Origin of the sequence: Ktedonosporobacter rubrisoli (assembly GCF_004208415.1) — a bacterium.
Taxonomy (GTDB): Bacteria; Chloroflexota; Ktedonobacteria; order Ktedonobacterales; family Ktedonobacteraceae; genus Ktedonosporobacter; species Ktedonosporobacter rubrisoli.
In genome coordinates this window covers 5800421-5827188 of record NZ_CP035758.1, presented here as the reverse complement: position 1 = coordinate 5827188, position 26768 = coordinate 5800421, and the positions used below count along the sequence as shown (strand labels likewise).

Below are 26768 nucleotides of genomic sequence, written 5' to 3'. Positions count from 1 at the left end.
TACTCCGCTCTCTCTAGTATGCTCCTATGGTGGTAATTTGGTGTAGTGGGCCTTGAGGTGAAGGCTCTTCTAGAATTCCTCCACCTCTTGATCAGGCTTTTGTCTTAAAGGCTAGATGAAGGGGAAAGAGCCCGTTTCAAGGCCGTCAACGTATCTCTGTGGTAGGCTTGCGTCACTTGCGCATTGATTACCATATTGAAGCCATGATAGGCGCCTGGATAGACATGTAGCTCTGTGGGTACGCCCGCGCGTAGCAAGCGACGAGCATACTCTATATTCTCTTCAAGGAACAAATCAAGCGCCCCTACACAGATGAAAGTCGAGGGAAGGCCTTCTAGATGCTCGGCGCGGGCGGCAGCGGCATAGGGAGAGATATCAGGTCCGCCAGGTTCTCGGCCTAGCAGCGCTTGCCAACCGAAGCGATTGCTCTCAGCAGTCCAGATAAATTCACCTGTATAGGGATGAGGATCGGGAGTGGTGACGGTCCGGTCATCGAGCATGGGAAAGATCAGGAATTGGAACACGAGTGGCACTTCTCCGCGATCGCGGGCCAGAAGTCCAAGCGCTGCGGCCAGTCCACCCCCAGCGCTCGCTCCGCCAATAGCGATGCGTGTCGTGTCCACGCCAAGTTCATTGGCATGCGTATAGAGCCATTTTAAGGCCGCGTAACAATCCTCGACAGGGCCGGGATGGGGAGTCTCTGGGGCCAGGCGGTAATCCACCGAGACTACTGCGCAGCCAATATCCGAGGCCAGGCTTCTGGCAGTGATGTCATCCTCAGTAGCTGAGCCAAGGATATATCCACCACCATGAATCCAGAGGAGAGCTGGAAGTGGCTTCTTGACTACAGTCGGCAGATAGACTAGCACGTGCACATCGGGTTCCCCTTCTGGGCCGGGAACGTGGTGCTCGGCTGCCACAATGTCGGGGAATTCGGGGACGGTCGCAAGGTGTTCAGCGAACACGGTCTGGATCGTAGCGCGTACTTGCTTCAGGGTTTCAGCCGTGAGTTGTATGGCCGGAAACTGGTCGAGCGCGTCAACGAGCTCGGGATCAACAAGATGTCTGCTTGTCATCTGACCTTCTTTCTAAACTTCGGGTTCGGTTTTTCCTTGGAAAAGGGTGTGCCATTGTGAGGTGATGATTGGCGACAAAATCAAAGCCGTCTTATTCGAGTATAGGATCAACGAAGAGCTTCTGTCCAGGAAATACTTGTTGCCTGCGACACATTTCCTGAGAATGGTCCGGCGAGATGCCAAGCAGGTAGGGATCTAGCTAGCGACTTCACAGGCCCCTGGCGGTGTCAGGAAAGGGAAAATAGAGCCGTTCCCGTAAAGGATAGCGTAAATACTTATTTTGCGCCCTGGGGAGGCAAAAAAAGAGAAGGCCAGACAAGATATGTCAATCAGTCGATCTTGTCAAGTCTTCTCTAAAGAGTGGTATAACTGAGATCATTTCGGCTTATCAGCTGGCCGTCAGCGTGATGGCTCAGGCCTTGCGTACGACGACATTGGCCAGGCGACCAGGTATGTAGATCACCTTTTGCACAGTGGCATCGCCAATAAACGACATGACCTTTGGATTATTCAGAACCAGTTTGCGCACCTCTGCCTCGCTGATGTCAGCATCAACCTCAAAGCGCTCGCGCACCTTACCGTTGACCTGCACAACCAGCGTAAAGCTCTCGTCTTTGGTCAGGGCCTCATCGTACTCTGGCCAGCTGCTCAGATGAATGCTCTCGCTATGTCCGGTCAGATGCCACAGCTCCTCAGTAATATGCGGGGCGATAGGCGCCAGCAGCTGCATCATCGTTTCCAGCGTGCGGCGATAGGCTGCACTGCGGGCTACCGGCTGGTTCTGCTGCTTAATCAGGGCATTATTGCATTCCATCAGCGCCGCCAGGGCCGTGTTGAAGTGGAAATTGCTCAGGTCTTCAGAGACGCGCTTGATAGTCTTGTTGCGCAGGCGCTCAATGGCCTTGCTTTCCGCCGTCTCCTCAGTTCTGACATTGCCCTCAACCCAGGCATCATTAACCAGGCTCCAGATGCGATTCAGGAAGCGCCAGATGCCCTCTACATTCTCGGCTTTAAACGAGCCACCGGCTTCGAAAGGACCGATGAACATCATATAGCCGCGAATAGTATCGGCGCCATATTTCTCCAGGTACTTATCGGGAGCCTCGACGTTCCCGCGCGACTTGGACATTTTCTGTCCATCTGATCCCAGCACCATGCCCTGGTGAAACAGACGCAGGAAGGGCTCAGAGAAGTTCACGTGGCCCATATCGCGCAGCGCCTTGATAAAGAAGCGCGAATACAGCAGATGCATGATCGCGTGCTCTACGCCGCCGATATACTGATCAACTGGCAGCCACTCCTGCAGTTTTTCAGGACTCCAGGCCTGCTCGCTGTTGTGAGGATCGGCATAGCGCAGATAGTACCAGGAAGAGTCAATGAAGGTATCCATGGTATCGGCTTCGCGCGTGGCAGGACCGCCGCAGACCGGGCAAGTCGTGTTCAGGAACTCGGGCTCGTAGCGCAGAGGCGACTCGCCTGTGGATTTGAACTGTACATTCTCGGGCAGCCAGACGGGCAGCTGATCTTCTGGCACTGGCACCATCCCGTCTTTAGGGCAATAGATGATGGGAATCGGTGCGCCCCAGTAGCGCTGGCGGCTGATCAGCCAGTCGCGCAGGCGATAAGTAATCATGAACTTACCGATGCCCTTGTCTTCCACATAGCGAATGACGCGGGCAATAGACTCATCGCCAGGTGTGCCGTCGAAGGAACCCGAGTTTACCATAACGCCCAGAGCTTCTTTGGCTGCCGGCCAGGTTGCGGGATCGCTTGCTTCCTCACCCTCGGGCCGAATTACCTCGCGAATAGGCAGGCCAAATTTGCGCGCGAATGCGAAGTCGCGCTGATCATGGGCAGGCACGCCCATAACTGCTCCTGCGCCATAGCTCATCAGCACGTAATCTGAGATCCAGACAGGAACCTGCTCGCCGTTGACAGGATTGGTTACGTAGCCGCCAGTGAAGACACCGGTTTTCTCCTTCTCGGTGCTCATGCGCTCGATCTCGCTCATGCGCCGGGCCTGTTCCACATAAGCATCAACGGCTTCTCTGTATTCAGGAGTCGTGATGCGCTCAACCCAGGGATGCTCGGGAGCCAGCACAAAGAAGGTAACGCCATAGATCGTGTCAGGCCGCGTGGTAAAGACGGGTATCTCCTGGCGCTGACTCTCGATCTCCGTGAAGAAACGAATCTCAGCACCTTCGCTGCGCCCGATCCAATTGCGCTGCATCGTAACTGTCTTTTCCGGCCACTCAATTCCCTCAAACTGCAGCAGCTCCTCGGCGTAAGCCGAGATTTTCAGCAGCCACTGATCGATCTCCTTACGAATCACCACGCTGCCGCAGCGCTCACATGTGCCATCGGCCAGAACCTGCTCGTTAGCCAGCGTAGTATTGCAGCCTGGACACCAGTTGGCCAGCGCCTTGGTGCGATAGGCCAGCCCGTGCTTGTAGAACTGCAGGAACAGCCATTGCGTCCATTTATAGTAGTCAGGCTGGCAGGAGACCACTTCGCGCTGCCAATCCCACTGAGCGCCCATCTGGCGCAGCTGCTTGCGCATATTCGCGATATTGGCCATGGTCCAGGTATAGGCCTGTACGCCATGCTTAATCGCCGCATTTTCCGCGGGCAGTCCGAAAGCATCAAAGCCGATAGGCTGCATAACGTTATAGCCCTGCATGCGCTTCATGCGTCCATAGGCATCGCCGCATGCATAATTGAACCAGTGGCCCATATGCAGGTCGCCGGAAGGATAAGGTAACATCACCAGATTATAGAACTTTGTTTTAGGTGAATTATCTGGAGCATGATACAGCTGTGCCGTTTCCCATTGAGTTTGCCATTTACTCTCAATTTCTTTGGGGTTATATTTGGTGCGTGTAATCATTCAGCCCTCCCCGTATTAAAAAAATGAGACATCATATAATGCCAGTTAAAGAAAAGCATTGCCAACAACAAAAAAACCTTTCATCCGCGAGGGACGAAAGGTCATTCCGTGGTACCACCCTGATTTTCGATCTCAGGATAGAAGTGGTGGACCTGAGGGGGCTCGAACCCCTGACCTCCTCCATGCCATGGAGGCGCTCTCCCAGCTGCGCTACAGGCCCATGCAGATACTGGTAAATTATCCTTGAGATCTAATCTCGATTATACGCTATAACGGGCGTCCCGACAAGTGCTAGAGCGCTTTTTAGTACTAAAGTAACCTTCACACTTATTGCTCGCAGACGAGTTCAGCCTGGCTTTGTAGTCTCGCACCGACCGGCTACTCTCTGTTTGAGACGGCCTACTACTCCTGCTCATCGCGCACTATTCAGCAACTCTACTACTATACCACAGATGTTTGCGATTTGCAAGGCACCAACCGGATGCTCCTACAGTGGAGATGAGGGGGCTCGAACCCCTGACCTCGACAGTGCGATTGTCGCGCTCTCCCAGCTGAGCTACATCCCCTTGGCGAGATAGATAATAACATACCTGGCAAGAGTTGTAAAGGGGTTTTTGCCCAGATTTTTCTATCCGGGCAAACTTTGGGCAAAGTTCAGCAGAGATGCGCGCCCATCGACCCGGATGCGCAGCATGGCCAGTGGCGTAAGACTGTTTTGCAAAGTCCCGGTCATGCCCGGATCGGTAGTTGCGCTGACATAGCCATCTGAGGCCAGAAGGGAAACGACCTCGGCGCGCAAAGCCAGACTACCTCTTTTGAAAGGGCCACCATTGGGATAGCAAAAGTGCTGAATAAGTACTCCTAAATTCTTCTCAAGGGTGATTTTAGAGAGCTGAGCCTCCTGTTGAGCGACAGTTGGTGAGGCCAGATAGGTATCGCCCATATCGACGTGGTGAATGGTATGTGAGCCTATCTGCATGCCGTTGGCAAGCATTTCGCGCATCTGGACCCAGTTCATCTGTCCTTGCCAGCCCACTTTGCCGGTAATAATATAAAACATGCCGCTAAAGCCATGAGCCTTTAAGATCGGGTAAGCGTTCTGGTAAGCGTCAATGTAGCCGTCATCGAAGCTCAGAATAATTGGTTTACTGGGAAGAGGGGCATCGTAATAGAGCGCATCCATTAATTCATTGAGCGTAATCGTATGAAAGCCTTTTTGCTTCAGATAGTCCATCTGTTGGGTAAATTGCTTTGGGCCGACCGATAAGCTTAAGCGCAGGGCCGGGTTGGGGTCATTAGCGGGTACATCAGATATGTAGTGATACATGAGTATAGGAACTTGAACAGTTTTGCTAGGAGGCGTGACCGGTGGAAGCACGGGTGCCTCCGGGTCTGCCGGCCCTCCCGCCAGGACGACCCACTGTTTATCCTTTTTGCCAATTGGCGTAATTTGCTGAGCGATAAAAGGCAGGTTCTGAAATATTTGCGCGGGATGCACATCCTCCGGCGGCAATAAGTTTTGTTTGGGCGTGGGCTTGAGCTGCAATATGAGCGAGACGGGAAGCTTTTCGATCTGGTTGTACTGCTCCATGGTTTCTGGATTAATCCAGTAGGCCTGGGTGCTGGCCTGGCCGATCGTAAAGCTTTGCAGGGTGTAATCCTGGAAATGCTTTTGTAAGAATGCGGCAAAGCTTGTTTCGTCTGTCCATTTATTTTGTATTTGGGGATGAAGCAAGGACCACATGCTTTTATAGTCTTGTTTGATAAAGGCCTGCATATATTGTGTAGCAAGCGCTTTTGCCTGAGTGCTCGCGTCGAGATTGTTAGTTGCCGTGGCGCCTTTCTGGTCATGAGGAGGGGGCGAAACTGGCGAGGCGGAGATCTGGGGAGCCAGCACGCTGAAGCCCCATACCCCCACGGCTAAAAGAATACAGAGCACTGATAGGATGAGCATGACTTTGCTTAATATGATCCGTTTATCGCTTGAGGAGCCCGCGTCCCTGGTCGAGGACGTTGGATGGTTAGTTTGCCTGGTCACAGTTTGCTCTCTCTCTACATGTATTAATGAAATATATGCTCAGACATTGATTGTATTCAAGAAAAAAATCCCACTAAGCATAACGCTTCCGCATGGCTGTTTGTTTCGCTGTTCTTGAGCAGTTAGGAAATAGGGGCTATAAAAAGGTTATCATGATAGTTTACGTAATGAAGTGAGATTATGGGAGAGCGAGAAAAGGAAAAGGTGCTAGAACAACTTTATGTTATCCTAGCACCTTACTTTAGAAAAGTAGATATATGAGCGAATATGTCAGCTATCTTGCGCGAGCCGGTTGCTTCTTGGGTGGGATGTGGATCGGACGACCCTCGACGGCAAGAATAGCCTCGCGCAAACCTTCGCTAAGCGTTGGGTGTGGATGGATCGTCTCACTTATCTCATCGACGGTGAGCTCACCACGCATGGCCAGCGAATACTCTGTGATAAGGTTAGTCGCGTCGGGTCCGATGATATGTGCGCCAAGAATTTCGCCATATTTGCCAATAATGACTTTAGTGAAGCCGTCTGTCTCGCCGATTGCTACAGCCTTGCCAATGGCGCTCCAGGGGAAGCGGTCCACGCGCGCCTCTGGATATTTTTGCTTGGCGTCGGCCTCCGTGAGCCCCACAAAAGCCACCTCAGGGAAGGTATAGATGGGATTAGGCACAACACTATAATCCATAGCAGCCTCGTGTCCCATAGCGTTATCGGATGCAACCTCGCCCTCGGTGGAGGCGACGTGGGCCAGGCCAGCGCCATGGACCAGATCGCCGATAGCATAGATGCCAGGCAAGTTGGTCTCCATTTTTTCGTTGACGCGAATGCGCCCGCGATCCTGATCAAGCCCTTGCTCGATCAGCTGCTCAAGACCGGTTGTATTGGCCCGGCGGCTAACAGCCATCAGCACATATTCGCCGGTGAAGCTCTGCTGGCCCTTATCGGTTGTGGCGATTACCTTCTTTTGCTGGCCCTCGTCTTCAATGCCTTCGACCTTCGCGCCGGTCACCAGCGTAATGCCGCGCTTGGTCAGGATACGAACCAGCAGGCGGCGTACTTCTTCGTCTACCGGAGCCAGAACATTGGGCAGCATTTCCAGCACGGTTACTTTTGTGCCTAAGGCGCTGAACATACAGGCAAGCTCAATACCGATGACGCCGCCGCCAACGCAGATCAGGCTTTCTGGCCGCTTAGTGAAGCTCCAGCAGGTATCGCTATTGATGACGTTGCGCCCATCGATGCCGGGCATTGGCGGCATGAGTGGGACCGAGCCCGTGGCCAGGATGATCTTATCAGCGCTGAACTGCTGTTGCTCGCCATTCTTGCTTACCGTGATGGTGCGCGAGGCGTCAACGGTTGCGGTGCCGTCGAAGACATCGACATTGTTGCCCTTCATCAGGGTGCCTACGCCACTGGTCATGCGTTTCACGACTTTATCTTTAAAAGCTGTAGCCTTTGCCATGTCAAAGGTTGGTGCTTGGGGAAGATGAATGCCTAGCTCGTCTAGTGATTCCAGGTTATGCATGACTTCTGCAATGTGCAGCATTGCCTTAGAGGGAATACATCCCACGTTCAGGCAGGTGCCGCCAAGATATTGCTTTTCTACGATGGCAACCCTGGCACCGAGCTGAGCGGCACGAATGGCAGCGACGTAGCCTCCGGGGCCTGCTCCAATCACTGCCACGTTATAATGGTTATTTGCCATGAATTTCTCCTGCAATCTGAAAGTATACTTTTAAAGCTGCGCGTCCTCGCATTAGTTCAACGCCTTCGTGGAAGCGCTCCAATGGAAGGTGATGGCTTATAAGCTTGTCTGCACGTACCTCTCGGTGCGTGAGTAAGTCAAGGGCGATGCGCAGATCTTCTGGTGATGATGAATAGGTACTGATAACACTCAGTTCTTGCTGATATATCTTTTCTATATCCAGGGGCACTGCACCGGAGTGCGCGGCGAAAATGTTAAGCGTGCCACCTTTACGAAGACTGGCAAGAGCCTGTAGGAAAGGACGTGCTCCGGCGACAGTCAAGATAACGCAATCGGCTCCTCTACCAGCGGTGACCTCGTTAAGCAGATCGCGCAAGCCTTGCTCGCTGGAAGGTGCTGCAAAGACCTCATCTGCACCCAGTTCGCGGGCAAGTTGAAGCCGTTCGGGGACAAGATCGACGCCATAGACGCGTACATGATGTCCCGCCGCCGCGCCCAGAGCGCGGGTCGCCTGCAGCATCAGGAGCCCGATCGAACCCAGACCGATGATGACGATACTATCGCCATCCTGCAGCGGCGTGCGGCGGACTGCACGTACACAACAGCCTAGAGGTTCGGTAAATGATGCCTCTTCATCGCTCAGGGTGTCTGGGAGGAGGAACGTGGTTTGCTGCACGTTCTCCGCCGGAACCCGAATATACTCGGCGAAACCGCATGGATCAATGTTTGAAGCCTTAAAGGCTGCACACATCGAATAGTTGCGGTGCCGGCAGTAGTGGCATTGACCACAGGGCGCGTGATGGGCGACAATGACCCGCTGTCCCTCATTAAAGTCTGCTACTGCTTGTCCGCGCCTGACGACGCTCCCTGTCAACTCATGCCCTAAAATAACGGGGGGATTTGCCTGCTGTACAATCTTGATGATGTCTGAGCCACAGAGCCCACACCCGTGTACCTTTACAAGTAGTTCCTGATCTGTAATGCTTGGAATCGGTCTTTGTTCTACGCGAATATCGTCGTAGGAGTGGTAAATTACTGCTTTCACGGCCCTGCCCGGTAACCCCTTTTGTGTGATGTGTTTGTCTTTCGTCAGTATACCACGTTTGGATTAGTAGGGGCTATGTACGCCAAGGGCACAGAGCTCGCTTACTTTTGCTGGAGATGACCTAAGAGCGCTTGCGCGCTGGGGTCGCTATCTTCTGCTCCAAACTTCGCCCGCTAGCTTTTTTGTTTTTTACGATGCTAGCTTGCTTAACGGGTCATCACACTTTTGGCCAGGCAATGGCCTATTAGGACTAATTTGATTTGTTGGGAATATCGTAGTGTAGCCTCAAACGTATCTATTGATGAGAGGTATAAATAATGACTCGATTATTATGGTCACTATTATCCTACTTACCTGGTATGATAAATTGATATGCGCAGCTGGCACGTGCTTTTTATAGGGAAATAGGCCTGAGATAACACGTGGAAGTGGGTAAAATTTTTAGCGCACGACTTCTTATGAGGGAGTATAAGCAATGACGACGACGGGGGAATTACATGCAATCATTGAGGAGTTAGAATTGGTGGATATTGGGGATGCTGCCAGCTACCTGGGCGAGGAGGCAACCTTGGCACAGGCGGCGGCAGTGCAAGCTCAAGGGCGGTTGACACGATGCAATGATGTGGCTGATTTTTTACGCAATGAGCATACTTCTTGCTGGCTTGATTGCCTTGAAAGAAAGTAAGCGTTATTAATAGATGCTAGCACAATCTCTTGTACAGTTGGTGCTAGCATCTTTTTATTTCTCCGCTGGGGGCAGCACGCCACGAGGTCAGGGGAGAGATCTGGCTTAAGTAAAGCCTTACTCTCTGACTAACGTGATATGCATCTTTTGTGGAAAAGACATGCCTCTCGCTCTGAAAGTGCCTGGCGCGTGCTCCATACACTCTTCTCCTCAAGCTACGGGAAGTGGCGAAAGCAGCTTGTGCCTGAAATGAATTTAAACATTGGATAGAGCGTTAGCTTGCAAAAGATCGATTAGAAATGGAACAAACTGCAGGAAAATTTCTGGCTTCTTAGCGTTTGTACTGCTTGAGCTTAAGGACGAGCTGCTACACCAGGAATGGAAGTGCTACTTTTAATATCTGGCCTCCGTAAGTATTTTGACGCGCTTTTCTACATGCGGGATGCCACTACTTTTGAGCTGTTTGACGACTTCTTTGATGTTATACTCCACACGACGGATCTCGGCCTGCCAGCTGTGATCTTGCCAGGTGAGGATGGCGTAAGACGCGCGTAGATCATTGTCTCGTGGCAATCCACAACTTCCGACATCAACAAGCAGAATGTGGCGCCAGCGCCGGGTATAGGCGATGTGCAGATGACCAAAGGCCATGGCACCGATGGTTGGCTTGATCTCTTTTAGCAGGTGTTCGAGCAAGCTATTGGGTGAGGTTGGAAAGATAGCCTGCTCCTGGTTGAGGGGATTGGCATGTACAACCAGGAGATCGCGACCATAGGGGTTAGTGACAAGATGAGTATAGGGTAGCGCGGCCAGGTATGCTATGCCCTCCGGACCAATCTGCTCGCGTGTCCAGGCAATGGTATGGCGTTTTTTGGCTCCTTTGTGAGGCGCTCCTGTCACGATTTCTTTGTCTACATTTCCCTGAATAACGGGGCAGCGTAATTGCTGAATCGTTGCTAGCACCTCTGCGGGGCGAGGCCCATTTAAGCAGAGATCGCCTGAGATGACAAGACGGTCAACAGGAGCTTGTTGCTGCAAATCCTGTAGTACGGCGTCCAGGGCGAGCTGGTTGCCATGAATATCTGATATAACTGCTACGCGCATATGTGTAGAATCCTGGAATATTTGTAGACTACTATTAAGCTACTATCCATGAGGATAGGTCGTATCTAAAAAGACCATAAATACTATACACCAAAACCTGTTGACTCTGCTAATAATTTGCTAACTTTTCATTTATAAAAGCCTTAAGAGGTCTTTACCTCCCTCAAAGAGTCTTGAGATCCCTGAGGGACCTGGCAGGTATGTTAAAATAGAACAAAATATTTTCTGCATGAGATAAGCCCAACCTTGTTTACTGGTTAGGGCTGGTGACCAGAGCAGAGAGAAGAAAGACGAAGATGATCAGAAAAGTTGGTGTGATTTCGGATACGCATATTCCCGAGTTTAAGCGCTTACCGGAGGCGCTATGGGAACATTTTGCTGATGTTGAACAGATTATTCATGCTGGCGATCTCTCAATCCTGCAAGTAATTGCGGAGCTAGAGACGCTTGCGCCTGTCGCGGCTGTCCAGGGCAATGTGGAGCAGATGGAAGTTGTCCTGCAACTACCAATTAAGCGCGAGATCGTGATCGGCAAGTGCCGCATTGGGATTGTGCATATCCTGGGCAGGACTGCGCAGTACGCAAAGACTGCACGCCAGGAATTTCCTGACGCGCGCGTTGTGGTGTTTGGGCATAGCCACAATCCCTACAATCAGGAGCATGACGGACAGTTGTTGTTCAATCCTGGCAGCGCCACGGATCGTCGTCGCCAGCCAACCTGCAGTATTGGGAAGCTTTTCATCGATGACGAGACGGATAGCGTGCGTGGTGAAATCATTCTCCTGAGCTAAGCGCTAGCTGGATGTTCGGGCTAAAGCTTGAGCAGGGAGGGATCGATGCTGGCAAGGTTGGGGCGGCCGGCCAGGGCCATAGCCATTTCTAGCTCGTTGCGCAGAATCTCCAGCACGCGGAGGACCCCTTGCTGCCCATCTACGGCCAGGCCCCAGATAATGGGGCGTCCAATCAGCACAGCTCTCGCTCCCAGGGCCAGGGCTTTGAGAATATCTGTGCCGCGTCGTATGCCACCATCGACATACACTTCGCAGCGTCCCTTGACGGCCTCAACGACTTCCGGAAGGGCTTCGATACTGGGTATGGCGCCATCGAGCTGACGCCCGCCGTGATTTGAGACAATAATACCTGCGACCTTGTGTTCTATAGCGAGGAGTGCATCCTCTGCCGTCAAAATACCTTTGAGCAGAATCGGCAATTTCGTTGTGGCGCGCAGCCAATCCACGGTTTCCCATGTATCGATCATATGCCGTTCGAGAGCTGTAATGTCCTGGCTGGGATAGTTGGGCAGTGGTGTGCGTTCTTCCAGAACGAATTTGTTGTAGAGGTCGCGCTCGCGATTGCCTAAACGGGGAATGTCAACAGTCAGGGCGATGGCGCGATAACCGAGCTCTTCGGCCTGGCGAACCAATTTGCCAGTTATCTCCAGGCTATGGTGAGTATAGAGCTGAAACCAGAGGGGGCCGCTGGCCGCTGCCGCCACCTCGGCTATACCCAGCGCGGCGGTAGTGCTTACGATCATGAGCGTTTCGGACTGGCCGGCGGCCCTGACGGTGGCCACTTCGCCATGTGCGTGGGCCAGGCCATGGGCAGCGGTTGGCGCTATCAGGATCGGCATGCTTACAGGAGTCCCCAGCACTGTTGTGCGCATCTCAATTGTGCTCACATCTACCAGCACGCGCGGCCGCAGGCGAATGCGCTCGAAGGCGCGTCGACATTCGCGCAGCGTCACTTCATCATCGCTTCCACCGTGATAGAAGTCCCAAATTGCTGGCTCCAGGCGTTCCTGGGCCAGTTTCTCGTAGTCGAAAAGATTGACGGGACGCACGTGATAACCTCCTGATCAGCGGGTAGGCATAGGGGAGCTCATTCCCCTATGCGCCAAAACTATTTAGCGGGCTTTGATGTATTCCTGACCTCCCATGTAGGGGCGCAGAGCTTGTGGAATGCGTATACTACCATCGGCCTGCTGATGAATCTCCAGCAAAGGAATCAGGATACGTGGCGAGGCGATTGCCGTGTTGTTAAGCGTATGGACGAATTTGACTTTACCTTCCTCATCGCGATAGCGAATGTTGGCTCGGCGGGCCTGCCAGTCGTGGAAGTACGAACACGAGTGCGTTTCGCGATACCTTCCCTCGCTGGGAACCCAGCATTCAAGATCGTACATCCCAACTTTACCATCTCCCATATCGCCTGTGCAAACGTTAACAACGCGATAGGGTAGCTCAAGGGCCTGAATGAGCTCTTCCGAATTCTTTAAAAGCTGCTCGTGCCAGCGCACCGATTCCTCATGATCGGCCTTGCACATGACATATTGCTCTACTTTGTTGAACTGGTGAATGCGGAAGACGCCGCGCGTATCCTTACCATAAGTGCCGGCTTCCTGACGGAAACAGGGACAATAGCCGACAAATGTTTTGGGCAACTCTTCCTCTTTGAGGATCTCATCCTTGAACATGCCGGTAATCGAGACTTCCGATGTGCCAACAAGGAAGGTATCTTCGCCTTCGATAGCATATACCTGGTCCCGACCCTTGGGGAACTGACCATTGCCTATAAAGCAGAATTCGCGGGCCATGGCCGGCACAATTAAGGGCGTAAAGCCTTTGAGGGCGATGCGGTCAAAGGCAAAATGCATCAAAGCAAGCTCCAGGCGTGCGGCATCACCCTTAAGCACATAGCTGCGGCTACCGGCTACCTTGACCGCACGCTCGATGTCCACAAGATCGTGCTTTTGCATCAATTCATAATGGTCAAGCGATTTAAAGTTGAACTCTGGCTTCTCGCCCCAATACTTAATGGGTACGTTGTCGTTCTCATCCTTGCCGATAGGGGCGCTAGGATCAGGAATGTTGGGTACAAGCAGAAGCATGCGATAGCGCTCTTCCTGCAGACGGCTCAGCTCGGGTTCCTTCTCTTTAATCTGCTCTGCCAGCCTTTTGCCTTCGGCGATCAGGGCGTTGCGCTCCTCGACCTTTTTCTCGCGGGCGGCCTGCTGGATGCGCTTCGAGAGCGCATTTTGCTGCGCGCGGGCCTCTTCTACTTCGCGCTGAAGGGTGAGTACCTGCTGATCTAAGCTAAGCAGGGCATCTATATCAAGTGTGTTGTTTTTCAAGCGGGCTGCCTCTTTGACGGCCTCGGGATTGTTACGGATAAATGCGAGATCTAGCATACTAGCTCCTTTGGATGTAAGCAGTTCATCAATAAAAAAAGCGCCGCGTCCTTAACGAAGGACGACGACGCTGAATATGCTCTATCGTGGTGCCACCTTGATTTTTTCACTGCAGGCTGTGCAAGCAGCGAAACTCATTCTTGCCCGCTAACGGAGGCTCCCGTTGACGCTTAGCGCGTAGGCTCCCGGCTGGATTTCACTCTTGTCGGCGGCTGCGTCGCACCGGCCCGCAGTTCTCTGCTGCTCGATCAGGAGCTACTCGTTCCGTTCATTGCCATTTTTTTCTTCATGTAAGAGGATAACAGTCAATTTGCGCTTTGTCAAGTCCGCTGCTAAATATGCAGGGCTATTTAGTTTTTACCAAAGCGGGAGTGCAGAGGGCGGCCAGCCCTCTGCTGGGGTACGGGGCGCGCCGCGATCTAGCGGATTATCCCCGTTTTCCTTTCTATTTGGGCAGATGGGTGGGGCAAAAAAGGAAAACTAAATAGCTGTGCTAAATATGTTTATTGATCATAAAAACATTTGTTGCTTCTCAAGACCTTTGCAGGCATAAAGTATATATGCAGGATTTTTGTTTTCTACTTGAAAAAGCGTTTTTGATTATATCATGCAAATAAGGAGGAGGTATTAGATGGTTGGTCCTGAACAATCTTTGCTTGTCGTCGGTTCAATGCTTGTGATCTCGCTATGGGCGCTGATTGCTTGCATCAGAAATCCAGTGCTGCCCTGGTATGCTAAGTTGATCTGGGCCGCATTGATTATTGTATCCTGCACAATTCCGCTGGGGGCCGTGGCTTATGGCATCTATTGGCTTTATCTGAAAGGCAAAACCACCTCTTCAGGCGGATAGAAAGGTCCGTGGGAGAGAAGGAATAGCCATGGTTGCTAAGGCAAAATCCAGACGCGGGCGTTCTGGAAAGCGACGTCAGTGGGATTGGTGTTATCGCCGGCGAAGATGCCAATCTGGCCGACACTGTAAGTGCTGTCGTTGGCGCTGCCAACAAACTGCTTATTGATGTAGAGATAGAAATTGTTGTCTTTGGCGACGACCGTGAGCAGATTGCTATCACCGGGATCAGTCTTGATGGCCCGGCTTGTATCGAAGGTGATGGCCATGCTATGGCGATCATCTTTGGCAATGAAAAGGCTAAAGAGGCCGTCGCGACCGACGCGAAAATAATAGAAGTGGGCATTGGAGTTATTGGCCCGAAAGACCAGACCACCTTCGTCTCCCTTAAGAATCGTCATCTCCACTTGAAAGGCGAAGTTGTGGAAGTTGGTGGCGTGCGCAAAGCAGGGCGCGTAGAACTGCTTTTGCTGGACGCTGGCATGCAAGGCACCGTGAGCAAAGCTGCAACCACCTCCACCCGTGGCATCGTAGATATCCCAATCTGCGCGATCCTGATGAGCCAGCGGTGAATAGAGTACTGGCGAGCCACCGGTGGCCTGGAGATAGAGCTGTTGGAGGGCCGTGGCCGTGGCGGCGGCCTCAACCGTGGCCTGGGTGTGAGCCGTGGCGGTGACGCGTGTATAGGCCTGCGCTGTAGCTGTAGATTGGACATTGGCCGTGGTTGTGGAGCGTGCGTCGCCGGTCAGCAGGGTTTGGACGGTAGCCGTGGCTTCGGCCCGCAACTGGTTTGGTCGCGCAATGCTTGTGTAAAAGATAAGCCCGAGTCCACTAAATAATAGAAGCAAGGAGATACAAAATAGCAGGATAGCCATGCCCTTTGAGAGTCCGCGACGACCGGGTTGCTCAGGGGAATATGGGCTCGGTGTGGCCGAACTGGCCAACTGGTGGGGCGCGAGTGGGCGAGTTGGGTAGCTCTTCTGACTACCTGGAGGCGGAGTTTCTGGAACTGCTGAGGGTCGGGAAAGAGGCGCTGGGGGAGAGGCATCTTGTATTGGGTAAGTGCTGGCAATACGTTGTTTATAAGGGAGCTGTGTGTGACAGTTAGGACAAATATTTGCTCCAGACGGTAACGAAACACCACACTCTAGACAATGTTGCATGAACTACTCCGATGCTTCTCCTGAATAGCGACACACAATTCATGCGCTAGCATAACATGTTTATTTGCCTATGCCAAGTTGCAAAGGCTCAGTTTGCCAGGCTTATGGGTTCACCATTCAGTTTATCGGGGATGAGAGAGGACTATCCGCAAGGCAGCCAGAGCCGAAAGAAATGGAACTGAGAATGTCCGAAGATATCCTGGTTTGAGCCTGGCTGCCCTTTGGCAAGATATTTTTTAAATCATCCCCAGTTCCCACTTGGCATCTTCTGTCATGCGATCAGGGGACCAGGGAGGAGTATAGGTAATCTCGACTGTGCATTGCTTGACGTTCTCGACCTGGCCTATGCGCATCTCCACTTCGGAGATCACTTCTCCGGCCATAGGGCAGCCAATGGCGGTCAGGGTCATTGTGACGTGCACTTTCCCCTCGTCATCATTGATATCAACGTTATATACCAGGCCCAGATCAACGATGTTGACAGGGATCTCAGGATCGTAACATTCATGAAGTGCGTCCATGACTTCAGCTTCGTTAATTTTTGCCATATATCTTGGCTCCTTTGCGCTCCTCATTAATCCGAGTAAATTAGTAGGAATATATTCTTCTGATAATATAGCTTATGGATCTTGTCTTGTCAAAGTTTTCAAAGTCTTTGCTACAAATGCTCTCACAAATTTTGCGGCGGGACAGTATGCATATGGGCAATAAAAAATCAGGCCAGCTGACGGGATAGACGCGCGTTGCCTGACCTGATTCGGCTAAAGCTATTTCTGTTTTCGCCAACGGCTAAAAGGCTTTGCCCACACGTTCCATAAAGAGTTTGATGAAGCGTGCGCTATCGACGGCGACCGGGGCCTGAATATTGGGAGCGCCAGGGGCTTCGTCGGCCTTGAAGTAAGCTACAGTTTCGCCAAGTGTATGTGTTCCATTGAGCTCGACATCCGCGTATACCGGCTGCCAGGTGATCAAGCCAGGTTGGAAAACCGTGGCTAGGCAGAGCGGATCGTGCATCTGGAAGAGAGGAACCTCGTTGGCGGGTCGCGGCTTGCGCAGATGGAAGTCAATCATCGCGCGAATGAAGGATTTCACGGGACCGCCACTTGCCGTCAGCTCGGCAAAATCTTGGGGGCGCAGGCACGTGATCTCAGTTACATCAAGGCTGACCAGGCGAATAGGCCAGCCGGCCTGAAAGACGATCTGCGCGGCATGCGGATCGGCATAGATATTGAACTCGGCTGTAGGCGTCGTATTTCCCGGCACACGCAATGCTCCGCCCATAATCACCACCTCGCGCACATTTTGCGCGATGCGTGGCTCAAGCCGTAGGGCCATGGCAATATTGGTGAGAGGCCCGATTGGTACGAGGGTAATCTCGCCGGGAGCCTGCATAACCTTCTCAATAATAAGCTGGGCCGCGTGCTGAGCTACCACCTGCATAGTAGTTGCCGGTCGCGCCACATCGCCAAGACCGTTATGTCCATGATAGTAATCGGCCTTGACCTGCTCGCGCACTAAGGGCAAGCTGCACCCGCGGGCTACCGGGATATCAGTGCGTCCCGCCAGCGTGAGTAAAGCCAGCGCATTAGGAGTTGTCTCCTCTACCCCTACATTACCGCTGACAGTTGTCACGGCCTCAAGCTTGATGTCATCTGGCGAAGCCAGAGCTAAAAAGAAGGCAAGGGCATCATCTATACCTGGATCTGTATCAAGAATAATACGCTGCAATGACTTCCTCCCGTGTTGGCAGACCTGATTGAGCACCGAACCTTGTAACTTTGAGGGCGCTAGCGTACACAGCAAAGCGCAAAGCCTCTTCTGGAGTCTGCCCTTCTGTGAGCGCTACGGCCAGTGCTCCAACGAAACAATCGCCTGCGGCTGTCGTATCAACAACTTTCACTTTAGGCGCTTCTTGATAAATGCTGTGAGGCTTGCCGCTTTCGTCGGTGGTGACCAGAATGGCCCCGCGCGCTCCCAGCGTAATCACGACACTGGCAATGCCATGTTCGTGCAGGACCGTTGCCACGATGCGGGCATCCTCTGTACTATCCACGCGCTGTCCGCTGAGCAAGCTGGCTTCGGTCTCATTGAGCACCAGTACCGAGACCTGCTGCAGCGTTGCCTGGGGCAGCGGCTGCGCCGGAGCGAGGTTCAATATGACCGGGATATGGGCCTCGTGAGCTACCGAGGTCAGTAGCTTAACAGTCTCCAGAGGGATCTCTAATTGCAAGACCAGGGCTTTTGCCGTGCGTATCTCCGCGAAGATGCGCTCTAACTGAGCCTGATCTTGTCCCAGGCGCATATTCGCGCCGGCGGCCACCACGATTGAATTATTTCCATCGGGGGCAAGGAAGATAAACGCTACCCCACTGGCCTCTTGCTCATCAAGCACAATCTGGCCTGTATCGATCTGAGCGGCCTGCAAGGCTTTGAGGAGCCGATCGCCAAAGGGATCAGTTCCTACACGTCCGGCTATCGTTACCTCAGCGCCAAGACGGGCGATTGCCACAGCCTGATTAGCTCCTTTGCCTCCTGGAACCAGCTTAAGCGAGCCCGCCCCCAGCAAAGTCTCTCCCAGTGCTGGAAGATGGGGGACGCGCACAACCTGGTCCATGTTTAGGCTGCCAACGACGAGGATACGACCCTGCGCCATAGTGAATCTCCCATTTATCAATAGAGTGTTGATACGCAAAAATATCCGTGTTAGGAAGCATACACTATAGCAGAGTAGGGATGCAACTGCCATTTGCAGCTCCTGGCCTCAAGGTTAAGAACTCGTTCCGCATATTGATAAATCTTAACCCTTCTCATAGCTGCCTCTCAATCAAAGATTAACACGAGAAGAGTATACATTAAGATATATTGATCTGCTGTAGGGAGGGTTAGAAGGGAGATTGGGATAGAGAGTAGGAAACGGCAAGTTGAGGGACCAGTAACATGCTTGAGGCCATAGATTCTCCTGCTACGCGCTTTGCTCAAGAGGCGGAGCGGCGCCGCATTGCGCGCGAGCTCCATGATGGCGTGGTGCAGTCGCTGACTGCCCTGGTTGCCGATATGGAGTATTTTCGTACGCGACGCCTGTCTGATAAGGGCGCCCTGGAGCAAGAGGTAGCTGCGAAACTAGCGGCCTGGCAAGACTTAGCGCGGGATAGTCTGGGGGCAATGCGCCAGACGCTGAAGGATTTGCGCGGCCATAGCGATCTAGAATTTGGCCTGAAAGCTTCTCTCCAGGAGCTACTGCTTGAGATGCGGCAAGCTGGCTATACTGTCGTGTATGAATGTAATGATTGGCCCGCTTATCTGCCTTTCATGTATACATCTAATCTCTATTATATTGTGCGTGAGGCTTTGACAAATATATGTAAACACGCTAAGGCTTCTTCTATCAGTATTTTTATGTTTAGTCATGAGGGCAGCCTCCATATCAGTGTAGGCGATAACGGAGTTGGTACGCCTGCGCCCACAGTAGTTACAGGTGAGCAGGATGGCTACCATCAAGGGTTAATCGGGCTGCGTGAGCGTGTTACCTTGCTGGGTGGGTACCTGGCCATCGAGAGTCAACCAGGGAAAGGCACGCGTATCGATGTAGAGGTTCCAGTGCCCAACTGGTGAGCAATAAGGTGACAGATCTCGTCATGGAAGCGATTTAGAAGGTAGGAGGGAGATTCATGTCCATCCAGATGCCGGATTCGGCGAAACGCGCAGGCGCGCTAGCGGCTCATGGGAAAACCGAGTCCGCTATTCGCATTATGGTCGTAGATGATCAACGGCTCTTCTGCGAAAGTATCGCTGGCTTGCTGGCAGCTCAGCCTGCCTTTGAGGTTGTGGCTACGGCTTGTAATGGTGCGGAGTGCATTGAGTTGGCTTGCCAGCTAACTCCAGACATCATATTGATGGATGTGAAAATGCCGCAACTTGACGGTATAGAGGCAACACGGCGGATCAAGGCTACCATACCGCAGACCAGGGTGATTTTGCTCACTACCTTTACCTCTGATGGCTATGTGCTCGATGGGCTGGCCGCTGGAGCCAGTGGCTATCTGCTTAAGGATAGCTCGACCGCCGGGCTCATTTCTGCAATTAAGGCGGTGCATGCTGGCGAGCAGGTCACGGCTCCCAATATTACGAGCCGCATGATGCAGCTCCTGGAACGGCAGAACGCTGAAAGGAAGCAAGAAAATGATGGCTTGACTGAGCGTGAGTTAGAGACTTTAAAGCTTGTTGCTCGGGGTATGGTGGCGAAAGAGATAGCGCGCTCTCTGGCTATCAGCGAGAAAACTGTGCGCAACCATATCAGCAATATCTACCATAAGCTTGGTATCTATGATCGTTCGCAGATAGTCATCTATGCTATGAAAAACGGCCTGGTTGATATCCACGAAGTGTAGCCGGCTTACGCCTGAAGCAGAGCACGACCATGTGGCTGTCAGGTTGACGAAGTATTGTTGAGTGGCTTATCCTGTGGATAAGCTGGGCTTCCTGGATGATGGACATCCTGTTCGTTCTTCTGCGAGCATCTCGTAATGTTAACTGCAAGGGGCTGGCTATGTTTGCGCCCCCTGTGTACATATCCAACAGGACTAGGAGTGCTAGAGTGGCTACTATTTTTCTTGATCGGGATGGGGTAATCAATGAGAATCGATCGGATTATGTGAAGAACTGGCAGGAATTCCGCTTCTTGCCAGGCTCGCGCGAGGCTATTGCGCGGCTAACCCAGGCCGGATACCGCATTATCGTTTGCACGAATCAGGCAGGCGTAGCCCGCGGCAGCATTCCTGCTTCAACGGTTGAGGATATTCATCAGCGTATGGCTGATGAAATTGCCAGGGCCGGCGGCTGTATCGAGAAGGTATATTATTGCCCGCATGCTAAAGATGCTCACTGCTCCTGTCGCAAGCCGATGCCGGGAATGGTTTTGCGTGCCCGCGATGAGCTCGGGCTTGATCTGAGTGATGCGGTCTTTGTCGGCGATAGCATCTCGGATGTGCGTGCGGGCCTGGCGGCTGGAATTCATAGCGTGTTGGTGCTGACCGGCCTGGGCGTTGAGCAGTTACGCGATCACTACCACGAGGCCAATGGCCCTTTCCTGGTGACTATGAATCTAAAGCACGCTGTGGAGTCTATTCTGCAGGGATTGCATGTGTCCGAGAGCTCGCAAACTGCGTTTAAATATTCATATGCTTCTTTGTTTGAGCGAGCTAAATATACCGATGCCCTGGGGGCTGTAGCTTCGCTCTAACTCACGATAAGGATGCGCCGACACCTCCTGAAAGCTTATCTGGCTCCCAAAGTTCTGTCTGATGCGCCGACTCCTTATCGTAGTGAATGAGCGTTTGCATGCTACGACAGTAGGTGATCAGTCGGCTGAAGGTAGGCAAGGATGCAAGGGCCGCCAGGTTGCCAACCAGAATGAGTTTGCGCTGAGCGCGGGTCAGGGCTACGTTTAAACGGTGAGGATCAAGCAGAAATTCGCGCCTCTGACTGCCTGGTTCCGGCTCATGTGTGGTGGCAAATGACATTATAATTACCGTGCGCTCTCCTCCTTGAAAACGATCAACTGTGTCTATATTCAACGCTGTTTGCTGTGGGTCCAGGGCCTGCCAGGTATCTGTGCCGCTAAATAGGTGGCGGCGTATATTGGCTACTTGAGCCCGATAAGGGGCAATAATGCCTATCTCTTCTGCTTCAATACCGCGCGCGAGTAATTCAGCTACCAGCATGCAGATTACTCGCGCCTCCGCGTCGCTCCTTTTCTCCATCTCCTGAGCTTGCTGATCCTTGACGTCAAGGAAGACAAGGGGAAGGTCTGGCCGTATAGCCCTCTCGATGGCGGAATCGGCATCTCTGCTCACTGTGTTTTTGAAGACGAGCCGGCGATCGGCTATGCTTTCGTGCGCGATAAGTTGTTTATCGTAGAAGATGGTTGAGGAGAAATGTGAGATCCATTTATTCATGCGATATTGGGTGCGTAATGCTACGCACGCGCTGATTGCCAGGGCTTGCTTTTTCGTATAGTCATCATCAAGGCGCTTGAGGATGCTGAAGAGGGATTCGGCCAGGCCGGCTTCGGCGGCTTCTTTGCTCAGGACGAGCGGGGGTAATTGTTTTTCGTCGCCCACCAGGATGAAACGTTTGGCCAGGCGCAGCGCGCCAAGGATGGCCGGTACTGTAAGCTGGCCAGCCTCATCGATGATGGCAACGTCAAAGTAGAGCGTCGGCTGTTCGCCTGCAACCTCGTCATCATGCGTGGGCGAGGTATAGTGGTCAGAGGACCAGGTTGCTGTTGTGCTGCCTACGATAGGCGTAGTGTTCAAGATATCCTTGACAAGTTCCGCCTCGTTCTCTGCCTGGGCTGTATTTGCAGCTACCAGAGCTTTAAGCAGGTGTGGCCTGACGGTCTCTGCTGTGCTGCGTTCATGCCCCAGGCGTAGGTAGTCGTGTATCCCTTCGCGCTCAAGCCTTTTTAGCATATTATCGACGGCTTGATTGGTGAAGGCTGCAAGTAAGATGCGCTGTCCTTGCTGCCTCAAACGCTTGACGATCTCGGCGATGACGCTGGTCTTGCCTGTGCCTGGCGGACCATGGATCAGCAGATAATCTTGCATCTGCAAGGCGCGCGCAATGGCAAGGTTTTGCTCCTGGTTGAAATCCGGGCGCGTGCTAACGTCTTGCCCATAGAAGCGGGGACGCACTTTTCCGGCTACAAGATCGCGCAGGTGGGGCGCGACGTGAAGCCAACGCAATAAGTTCTGCTGCGTGCGGATGTGGACCAGATCGTTGTCGTAGCGATCCAACAGGGTTGGGTGAGCGATAATCTCGCGGGTCCAGACGGTGACCTGCTCAGAGCTGATTTGCAGGATGGTGCCTGTGACGACTTCGTGGGTAATTGGATCTCCGTTACTGAGGAGGATTTCATCCCCTTCGCGCAGCTCGGAAGTGTTATCGCAGCGAAAAGTTTGTAGCCAACCATCATGCTCGATCTCGGCTCTCCCCAGTGGAATGAGCTGGTTGATGGCTGTGCCGTTTCCCTGCCGTTGCTGGAGCGAGTTTTTCCAGAGCTGAGCCTGCTGCTGCTCGCTGGCCCGGCCTTCTTTTTGCAGGAGCCGATAATAGCGGGCAAAGAACTCGCGGTCTTCTGTCGTATCGGGGTAGAGGGGGCGGGCATTAACTGCGTGCAGGGGCAGCGGATTGGCCACATCTGCTAATGGCGATGGCGCGGTTGTCTCCTGCTCAGGCGGCTGCCATTCCAGCAGCGAGGAGACGGTCTGGCAGTGTGCAAGCAAGCTGCATCTGGTGCAGCGCGAAGGTCCAGGGGGTGCGGCCGGAATGCCGGTAATCTGGCTAAGAATGAGCAGATTGCGCCTTTCGTTGACGCGCTGTACTTCGCGAATGCTCGAAGGGATGCCGAAGGCCTGGGCTTTGCCGGGCGTGCCGCTATAGACCAGAGTCGCCAGGGCGCGCTTCATGCGCGAGTTGCGCCGCACGGTGAGTAGAGAGTGATAGCCATGCACCTGCCAGCGATGTTCGAGTTTGGGCAAGTTGCCGCTGGCACCGCCAGTCTTAAGCTCAAGCAGGCGTTGGCGATCTCCCTGTTGCCAGAACAGATCAAGGCGGCCTCTCAGACCTATCTCTGGCGCGAGCAGAAAAGTCTCGGCGCGCACCTGGTTGCCTCCCTGCTGAAGCGTCTCATCTATATCTTGCGCATTGTCGCTATAGGCTGCAGGCATATCCCAGAGCGTGGTGCGCTCGCTTTCGTACCAGTGTGCCAGGCTTTCAAGATGAGCCTGGGCCTCGTTGCGCATCTCTTCGGCTGATACGTTTGCCAGGGCCAGCTCAATGCTGTTCAAGCGTAGAGCCTGTTCCAGATGCCGCTCTAAGGCCTGGCGTGGCGTTTCCTGGCCCTTGTCTGAGCCAGTAAATTTGCCGCGATCATGTTCTTTAAGCAACTCTTTGAAGCAGTGATGAATCAGGTTTCCACGTATGGTGGCCGCTGTGCTGACCGAGGGGCTGAGGCGCTTGAGCAGGTACTGGCGCTGACAGTACTCGGCCTGGTGAAGATCGGTAATATTGAGCAGGGTGTCAGGTTCAAGTACTGCCAGCGTATAGGAATTTGCCTTATAACCCAGCCTCACGCGATCTTTATATTTGATCTCTTGCGCCTTGAAGGGAAGGTGATAGACCCGCAGGAATAGCTTATGCGATTCCTGGGAATGCCAGCGCGCCTTGAGCTCGCGAGCCAGGCTGCGATAATACTGGCCAGGCAGGTGCAACTCAACACGCTCTGTGGCTGTATCAAGCAAGATGACGGGTGTATACTCGCCCCGGATCTGGCGCTCCTGGACAGCTGCGATGTATCCTTCGAGTTGCGGTGTCTGACAGTGATGGCTGGGGTCAAGGGCGCATAGAAAGCAGGCCTGTTGGGCTTGATGCTTCTCGGCAGTCTCATTTGTTGCCATCGGCTAGGTTCCCCCTGTTTCCACTCTATTCGAAAAGTGTACGGGAAGAGCTGGCTTTCGTCAAGGGAGAAGGACGGCTTTCCGAGCTCAAGTTTTCTCAGCTTGCCAAAGCGAGGGATGAAACTGCTGATGGCTCTCATTGATGCCCATCGCGGGCCTTCCATTGTGCTTGTCTTGGCCTGGCTCAGCTGACTAGCTACCGCAGGCGTCAAGGTCCTGGCTTCCCGCCTGCGCATGGAAACTTGAGATAAGTCGAGATCGCAGGCGGAAAATACGGCTGTGCGTATATATAGAAGAGTCAGCTTGATCTGCTCTATTTGCGCCCCGCCCCAAGCAACAGCTCGGCCGGAGCTACAAAGCCATGTTCTCCCTCAAATTGGCGCACCGCCTCTCTTACCTCCTCCAATAAGTGCTGTTGCTCTGGCTGGCTAAGCTGCTTCATCACACCTGCTGTCAACCTGCTGGCTGTTGAGTTCAGGTAAGCATCAAGCGAAGGGTAATGAGACTGAAATGGCAGCGCACTGGTGATGATTTCGTTAAAGCCGGCTTCTGTGAGTTCCTTTGCAAGAACTTTCGGCTCTGAAAGCGCAAAAGGATCAGCGCGCTGAGGGGATGTCTCGTGCGCGTATTTTTCTACAATGGCAAGTGGCAAAGCGAAAAGCTGATTGTTTTCGGGTATGGACCAGATCAGCGCCGCAAATTTCCCGCCGGGTTTGAGAACTCTTCGTATCTCGCTCAGGGCCAGCTTTGGGTGTGGGAAGAGCATCAGTCCCAGCCGGCAGATGACTGCATCGAAGGTATTGTCTTCCAGCTCAAGCTTTTCGGCATCCATTACGCGCGTGCTGATAGTGGTCAGTCCCTCCTGCTGGATAGCGCGCACGGCTACGTTGAGCATTTCCACAGAAATATCGGTTGCCAGAATGGAGCCGTCAGGGCCCACTATGCGGGCTGCCAATATGCTCTGATCTCCGCTGCCCGCAGCAATGTCAAGGACGTGATCCCCTGGCTTGAGCCCCGCAGTCTCCAGCATGCGTTGCGTTGCTTCGGTCATGTCTTGCCGCCGCCTTTCGACATCTTGCTGCCAGCGCTCGGCTACCTCAGATGAGCCATAGAAGCAGCTCTGTGGCCCGTGTCCTTTCTTCTCGTTTGACATATTTTTCCTCTTCTCTCGTTTGTCGATTTGCTACCATTGGCTTGTGGCGTGAAATGCCCTTTTCCACAAGTTTTTATTTCTGCTCAGCTATGCGCATCCCTCTTGAAATCCATAGGTTTAAGGAGTTCCAAGCATGGCCTGGAAACGTCTCACACAGAGATCGCAGATGAGGGGGCCTGACTGCGCTGCGCTGCCCTCGGCAATGCCGACTTCTGGCGGAAAGAAGCGGGCCACCTGGGAGCTGCTACGACCGCAGAAAGCGCAAGTTTGCCTGGCAGCGGGAGAAACCAGGGCTGTGCGCGCCTGTAAGAGACTGAGGCCTAATGAGCGCATCAGGCCCGCACCAATCCCTTCACCTTCGTTCATCAAACCGAGCAGAAGATGTGTTGGGCGTATGCTCTGTTCTCCCTGGTCCTTCATCTCTTCCCCGGCCAGGAAGATCGCCTGTTTGGCGCGAGGGGTGAGCAGCGTAAGCGTATCGGCAGAGGCGTCAGCAAGTGCTGGTGTGCCCTGCCCCGCCTGGCCTGCTTGCCCCTGACGGTCGAAGATAAACACGATGCCGGCATGGATACGCTCGGGCGTAATTCCCAGCGGCGTGAGAAACGACTTGAGGCTTTCCTCGCTGGCCAGGCCCCACATCAGATGTTCGGTGCCAATCCACCAGTGTTTCAGATTGAGCATCTCCTCGCGAGCGAGATCAAGCACTTGGCGACTCTCAGGGGTCATGAATTTGACGAAGGCCTCGAATGGCGCTTCCTTTTCTTGCATACAGTACCTGTTCCTTTCAGTTGTCTCCGCTTGTGCCGCACGCCTGAGCGCGCGCAATTGCAGCACGCGTATATTGCCAGCGCTTGTTCCCAGGGCCCTGGCGATCTCGGCGGCGCTATATCCCTGCAGATAGCGCAGAGTCAAAATGGTGCGGTCACGTTCTGGCAAGAGGCTGAGAAGGTGGTGGACACGCGTCTCGACCTGCTGGCTGGCAAATGTAGGCCCATCGCTCTTGAGCAGTTGCTCCTCAAGGCCGCTCAGCGAATGCATCTCGTACTGGCTCTGCGCTTGCCAGTAGTCGACGATGGTGGTACGAGCCGTCGCGTAGAGCCAGCCGCGCACATTTTCGGCGCCTTGATCCTCATCGAGCCAGCGCAGGGCTTTGAGAAAGACTGTGCTGGTCAGGTCCTCGGCCATAGTGGGATCGCCGATTTTGTTGGCGATAAAGCGCTGGAGATCGGCGGCGTGTATGCGGTAAATCTCGGCCAGCCAGTGTAAGCGATCCTCGCGGTGCGAAGGATTGGAGAACTGCATAGCGCTTGCGATGGTTCCTTTCTGTGACTCTCAGGTTTTTCACTGTAGTATACAGGTAAGCGTTACAGGCTAGAAATACTGCTTGCTGGCCAGCATTTTCTCTTGCCGAACGTCATAGAAATGCCC

At 53.3% G+C, this 26768-nt stretch carries 21 protein-coding genes and 2 tRNA genes; 6 read left to right on the top strand and 17 right to left on the bottom strand.

Annotated elements, in window-relative coordinates:
• Window positions 1–104 precede the first annotated feature (104 nt).
• From EPA93_RS25345 to EPA93_RS25315, 7 genes are all read right to left on the bottom strand, one after another.
• Window positions 105–1076, bottom strand: coding sequence for an alpha/beta hydrolase (locus tag EPA93_RS25345; RefSeq protein ID WP_129890178.1), 972 nt, complete (start codon window positions 1074–1076; stop codon window positions 105–107).
• Window positions 1077–1488: 412 nt separating this feature from the next.
• Entirely contained in the window at window positions 1489–3963 is a 2475-nt protein-coding gene (gene leuS, locus EPA93_RS25340) for a leucine--tRNA ligase (RefSeq protein WP_129890177.1), read from the bottom strand.
• Window positions 3964–4107: 144 nt separating this feature from the next.
• Window positions 4108–4183 (bottom strand) — tRNA-Ala (locus tag EPA93_RS25335).
• 273 nt (window positions 4184–4456) lie between these two features.
• Window positions 4457–4529 (bottom strand) — tRNA-Ala (locus tag EPA93_RS25330).
• Between the two features lie 62 nt (window positions 4530–4591).
• Window positions 4592–6001, bottom strand: coding sequence for a polysaccharide deacetylase family protein (locus EPA93_RS25325; protein ID WP_129890176.1), 1410 nt, complete (start codon window positions 5999–6001; stop codon window positions 4592–4594).
• A gap of 274 nt (window positions 6002–6275) precedes the next feature.
• A complete protein-coding gene (lpdA, locus tag EPA93_RS25320; protein WP_129890175.1) occupies window positions 6276–7700 on the bottom strand; it encodes a dihydrolipoyl dehydrogenase in 1425 nt (474 codons plus the stop codon).
• A complete protein-coding gene (locus tag EPA93_RS25315) occupies window positions 7690–8745 on the bottom strand; it encodes an alcohol dehydrogenase catalytic domain-containing protein (RefSeq protein ID WP_129890174.1) in 1056 nt (351 codons plus the stop codon). Before EPA93_RS25315 ends, lpdA begins: the two co-directional genes overlap by 11 nt.
• Window positions 8746–9220: 475 nt before the next feature.
• Between EPA93_RS25315 and EPA93_RS25310 the strand changes: the two genes are divergently transcribed.
• Window positions 9221–9430, top strand: coding sequence for a hypothetical protein (locus EPA93_RS25310; RefSeq protein ID WP_129890173.1), 210 nt, complete (start codon window positions 9221–9223; stop codon window positions 9428–9430).
• Between the two features lie 393 nt (window positions 9431–9823).
• Here the strand turns inward: EPA93_RS25310 and EPA93_RS25305 are convergent, their stop codons facing one another.
• Window positions 9824–10534 (bottom strand): metallophosphoesterase family protein, encoded by a 711-nt coding sequence (locus EPA93_RS25305; RefSeq protein WP_129890172.1) that lies wholly within the window; start codon window positions 10532–10534, stop codon window positions 9824–9826.
• Between the two features lie 296 nt (window positions 10535–10830).
• Here EPA93_RS25305 and EPA93_RS25300 point away from each other — a divergent pair, with 296 nt between their 5' ends.
• A complete protein-coding gene (locus EPA93_RS25300) occupies window positions 10831–11325 on the top strand; it encodes a metallophosphoesterase family protein (RefSeq protein ID WP_207229207.1) in 495 nt (164 codons plus the stop codon).
• 20 nt (window positions 11326–11345) lie between these two features.
• Here EPA93_RS25300 and EPA93_RS25295 read toward each other — a convergent pair whose 3' ends face one another.
• Together EPA93_RS25295 and serS are read right to left on the bottom strand one after the other, a co-directional pair.
• Complete coding sequence (locus tag EPA93_RS25295; protein WP_129890171.1) at window positions 11346–12374, bottom strand: alpha-hydroxy acid oxidase; 1029 nt, start codon at window positions 12372–12374, stop codon at window positions 11346–11348.
• A gap of 63 nt (window positions 12375–12437) precedes the next feature.
• Entirely contained in the window at window positions 12438–13721 is a 1284-nt protein-coding gene (serS, locus tag EPA93_RS25290; RefSeq protein WP_129890170.1) for a serine--tRNA ligase, read from the bottom strand.
• Window positions 13722–14352: 631 nt separating this feature from the next.
• On the opposite strand from serS, the gene EPA93_RS25285 reads away from it, so the two are divergent.
• The gene (locus tag EPA93_RS25285; protein ID WP_129890169.1) at window positions 14353–14571 is read left to right on the top strand and encodes a hypothetical protein; all 219 of its coding nucleotides are present in this window, start codon (window positions 14353–14355) and stop codon (window positions 14569–14571) included.
• Between the two features lie 35 nt (window positions 14572–14606).
• On the opposite strand, the gene EPA93_RS25280 is transcribed toward EPA93_RS25285, so the two are convergent.
• The 4 genes from EPA93_RS25280 to rbsK all read right to left on the bottom strand — a co-directional run bounded on the left by EPA93_RS25280 (window position 14607) and on the right by rbsK (window position 18384).
• Complete coding sequence (locus EPA93_RS25280) at window positions 14607–15731, bottom strand: hypothetical protein (RefSeq protein WP_129890168.1); 1125 nt, start codon at window positions 15729–15731, stop codon at window positions 14607–14609.
• A gap of 236 nt (window positions 15732–15967) precedes the next feature.
• Window positions 15968–16279, bottom strand: coding sequence for an iron-sulfur cluster assembly protein (locus tag EPA93_RS25275; RefSeq protein ID WP_129890167.1), 312 nt, complete (start codon window positions 16277–16279; stop codon window positions 15968–15970).
• Between the two features lie 241 nt (window positions 16280–16520).
• The gene (locus EPA93_RS25270; protein WP_165423383.1) at window positions 16521–17459 is read right to left on the bottom strand and encodes a nucleoside hydrolase; all 939 of its coding nucleotides are present in this window, start codon (window positions 17457–17459) and stop codon (window positions 16521–16523) included.
• Entirely contained in the window at window positions 17440–18384 is a 945-nt protein-coding gene (gene rbsK / locus EPA93_RS25265; protein WP_207229206.1) for a ribokinase, read from the bottom strand. Before rbsK ends, EPA93_RS25270 begins: the two co-directional genes overlap by 20 nt.
• Before the next feature lie 284 nt (window positions 18385–18668).
• Here rbsK and EPA93_RS25260 point away from each other — a divergent pair, with 284 nt between their 5' ends.
• From EPA93_RS25260 to gmhB, 3 genes are all read left to right on the top strand, one after another.
• The gene (locus EPA93_RS25260; protein ID WP_129890165.1) at window positions 18669–19343 is read left to right on the top strand and encodes a sensor histidine kinase; all 675 of its coding nucleotides are present in this window, start codon (window positions 18669–18671) and stop codon (window positions 19341–19343) included.
• A 56-nt stretch (window positions 19344–19399) separates the two neighbouring features.
• Window positions 19400–20119 (top strand): response regulator, encoded by a 720-nt coding sequence (locus tag EPA93_RS25255; RefSeq protein ID WP_129890164.1) that lies wholly within the window; start codon window positions 19400–19402, stop codon window positions 20117–20119.
• 206 nt (window positions 20120–20325) lie between these two features.
• A complete protein-coding gene (gene gmhB / locus EPA93_RS25250; RefSeq protein WP_165423382.1) occupies window positions 20326–20970 on the top strand; it encodes a D-glycero-beta-D-manno-heptose 1,7-bisphosphate 7-phosphatase in 645 nt (214 codons plus the stop codon).
• Between the two features lies 1 nt (window position 20971).
• Here the strand turns inward: gmhB and EPA93_RS25245 are convergent, their stop codons facing one another.
• The 3 genes from EPA93_RS25245 to EPA93_RS25235 all read right to left on the bottom strand — a co-directional run bounded on the left by EPA93_RS25245 (window position 20972) and on the right by EPA93_RS25235 (window position 26642).
• Window positions 20972–24187, bottom strand: coding sequence for an AAA domain-containing protein (locus EPA93_RS25245; RefSeq protein WP_129890162.1), 3216 nt, complete (start codon window positions 24185–24187; stop codon window positions 20972–20974).
• Between the two features lie 313 nt (window positions 24188–24500).
• Window positions 24501–25340, bottom strand: a complete 840-nt coding sequence (locus EPA93_RS25240) for a class I SAM-dependent methyltransferase (RefSeq protein ID WP_129890161.1) — start codon at window positions 25338–25340, stop codon at window positions 24501–24503.
• Between the two features lie 117 nt (window positions 25341–25457).
• Complete coding sequence (locus tag EPA93_RS25235) at window positions 25458–26642, bottom strand: sigma-70 family RNA polymerase sigma factor (RefSeq protein ID WP_129890160.1); 1185 nt, start codon at window positions 26640–26642, stop codon at window positions 25458–25460.
• Window positions 26643–26768 lie beyond the last annotated feature (126 nt).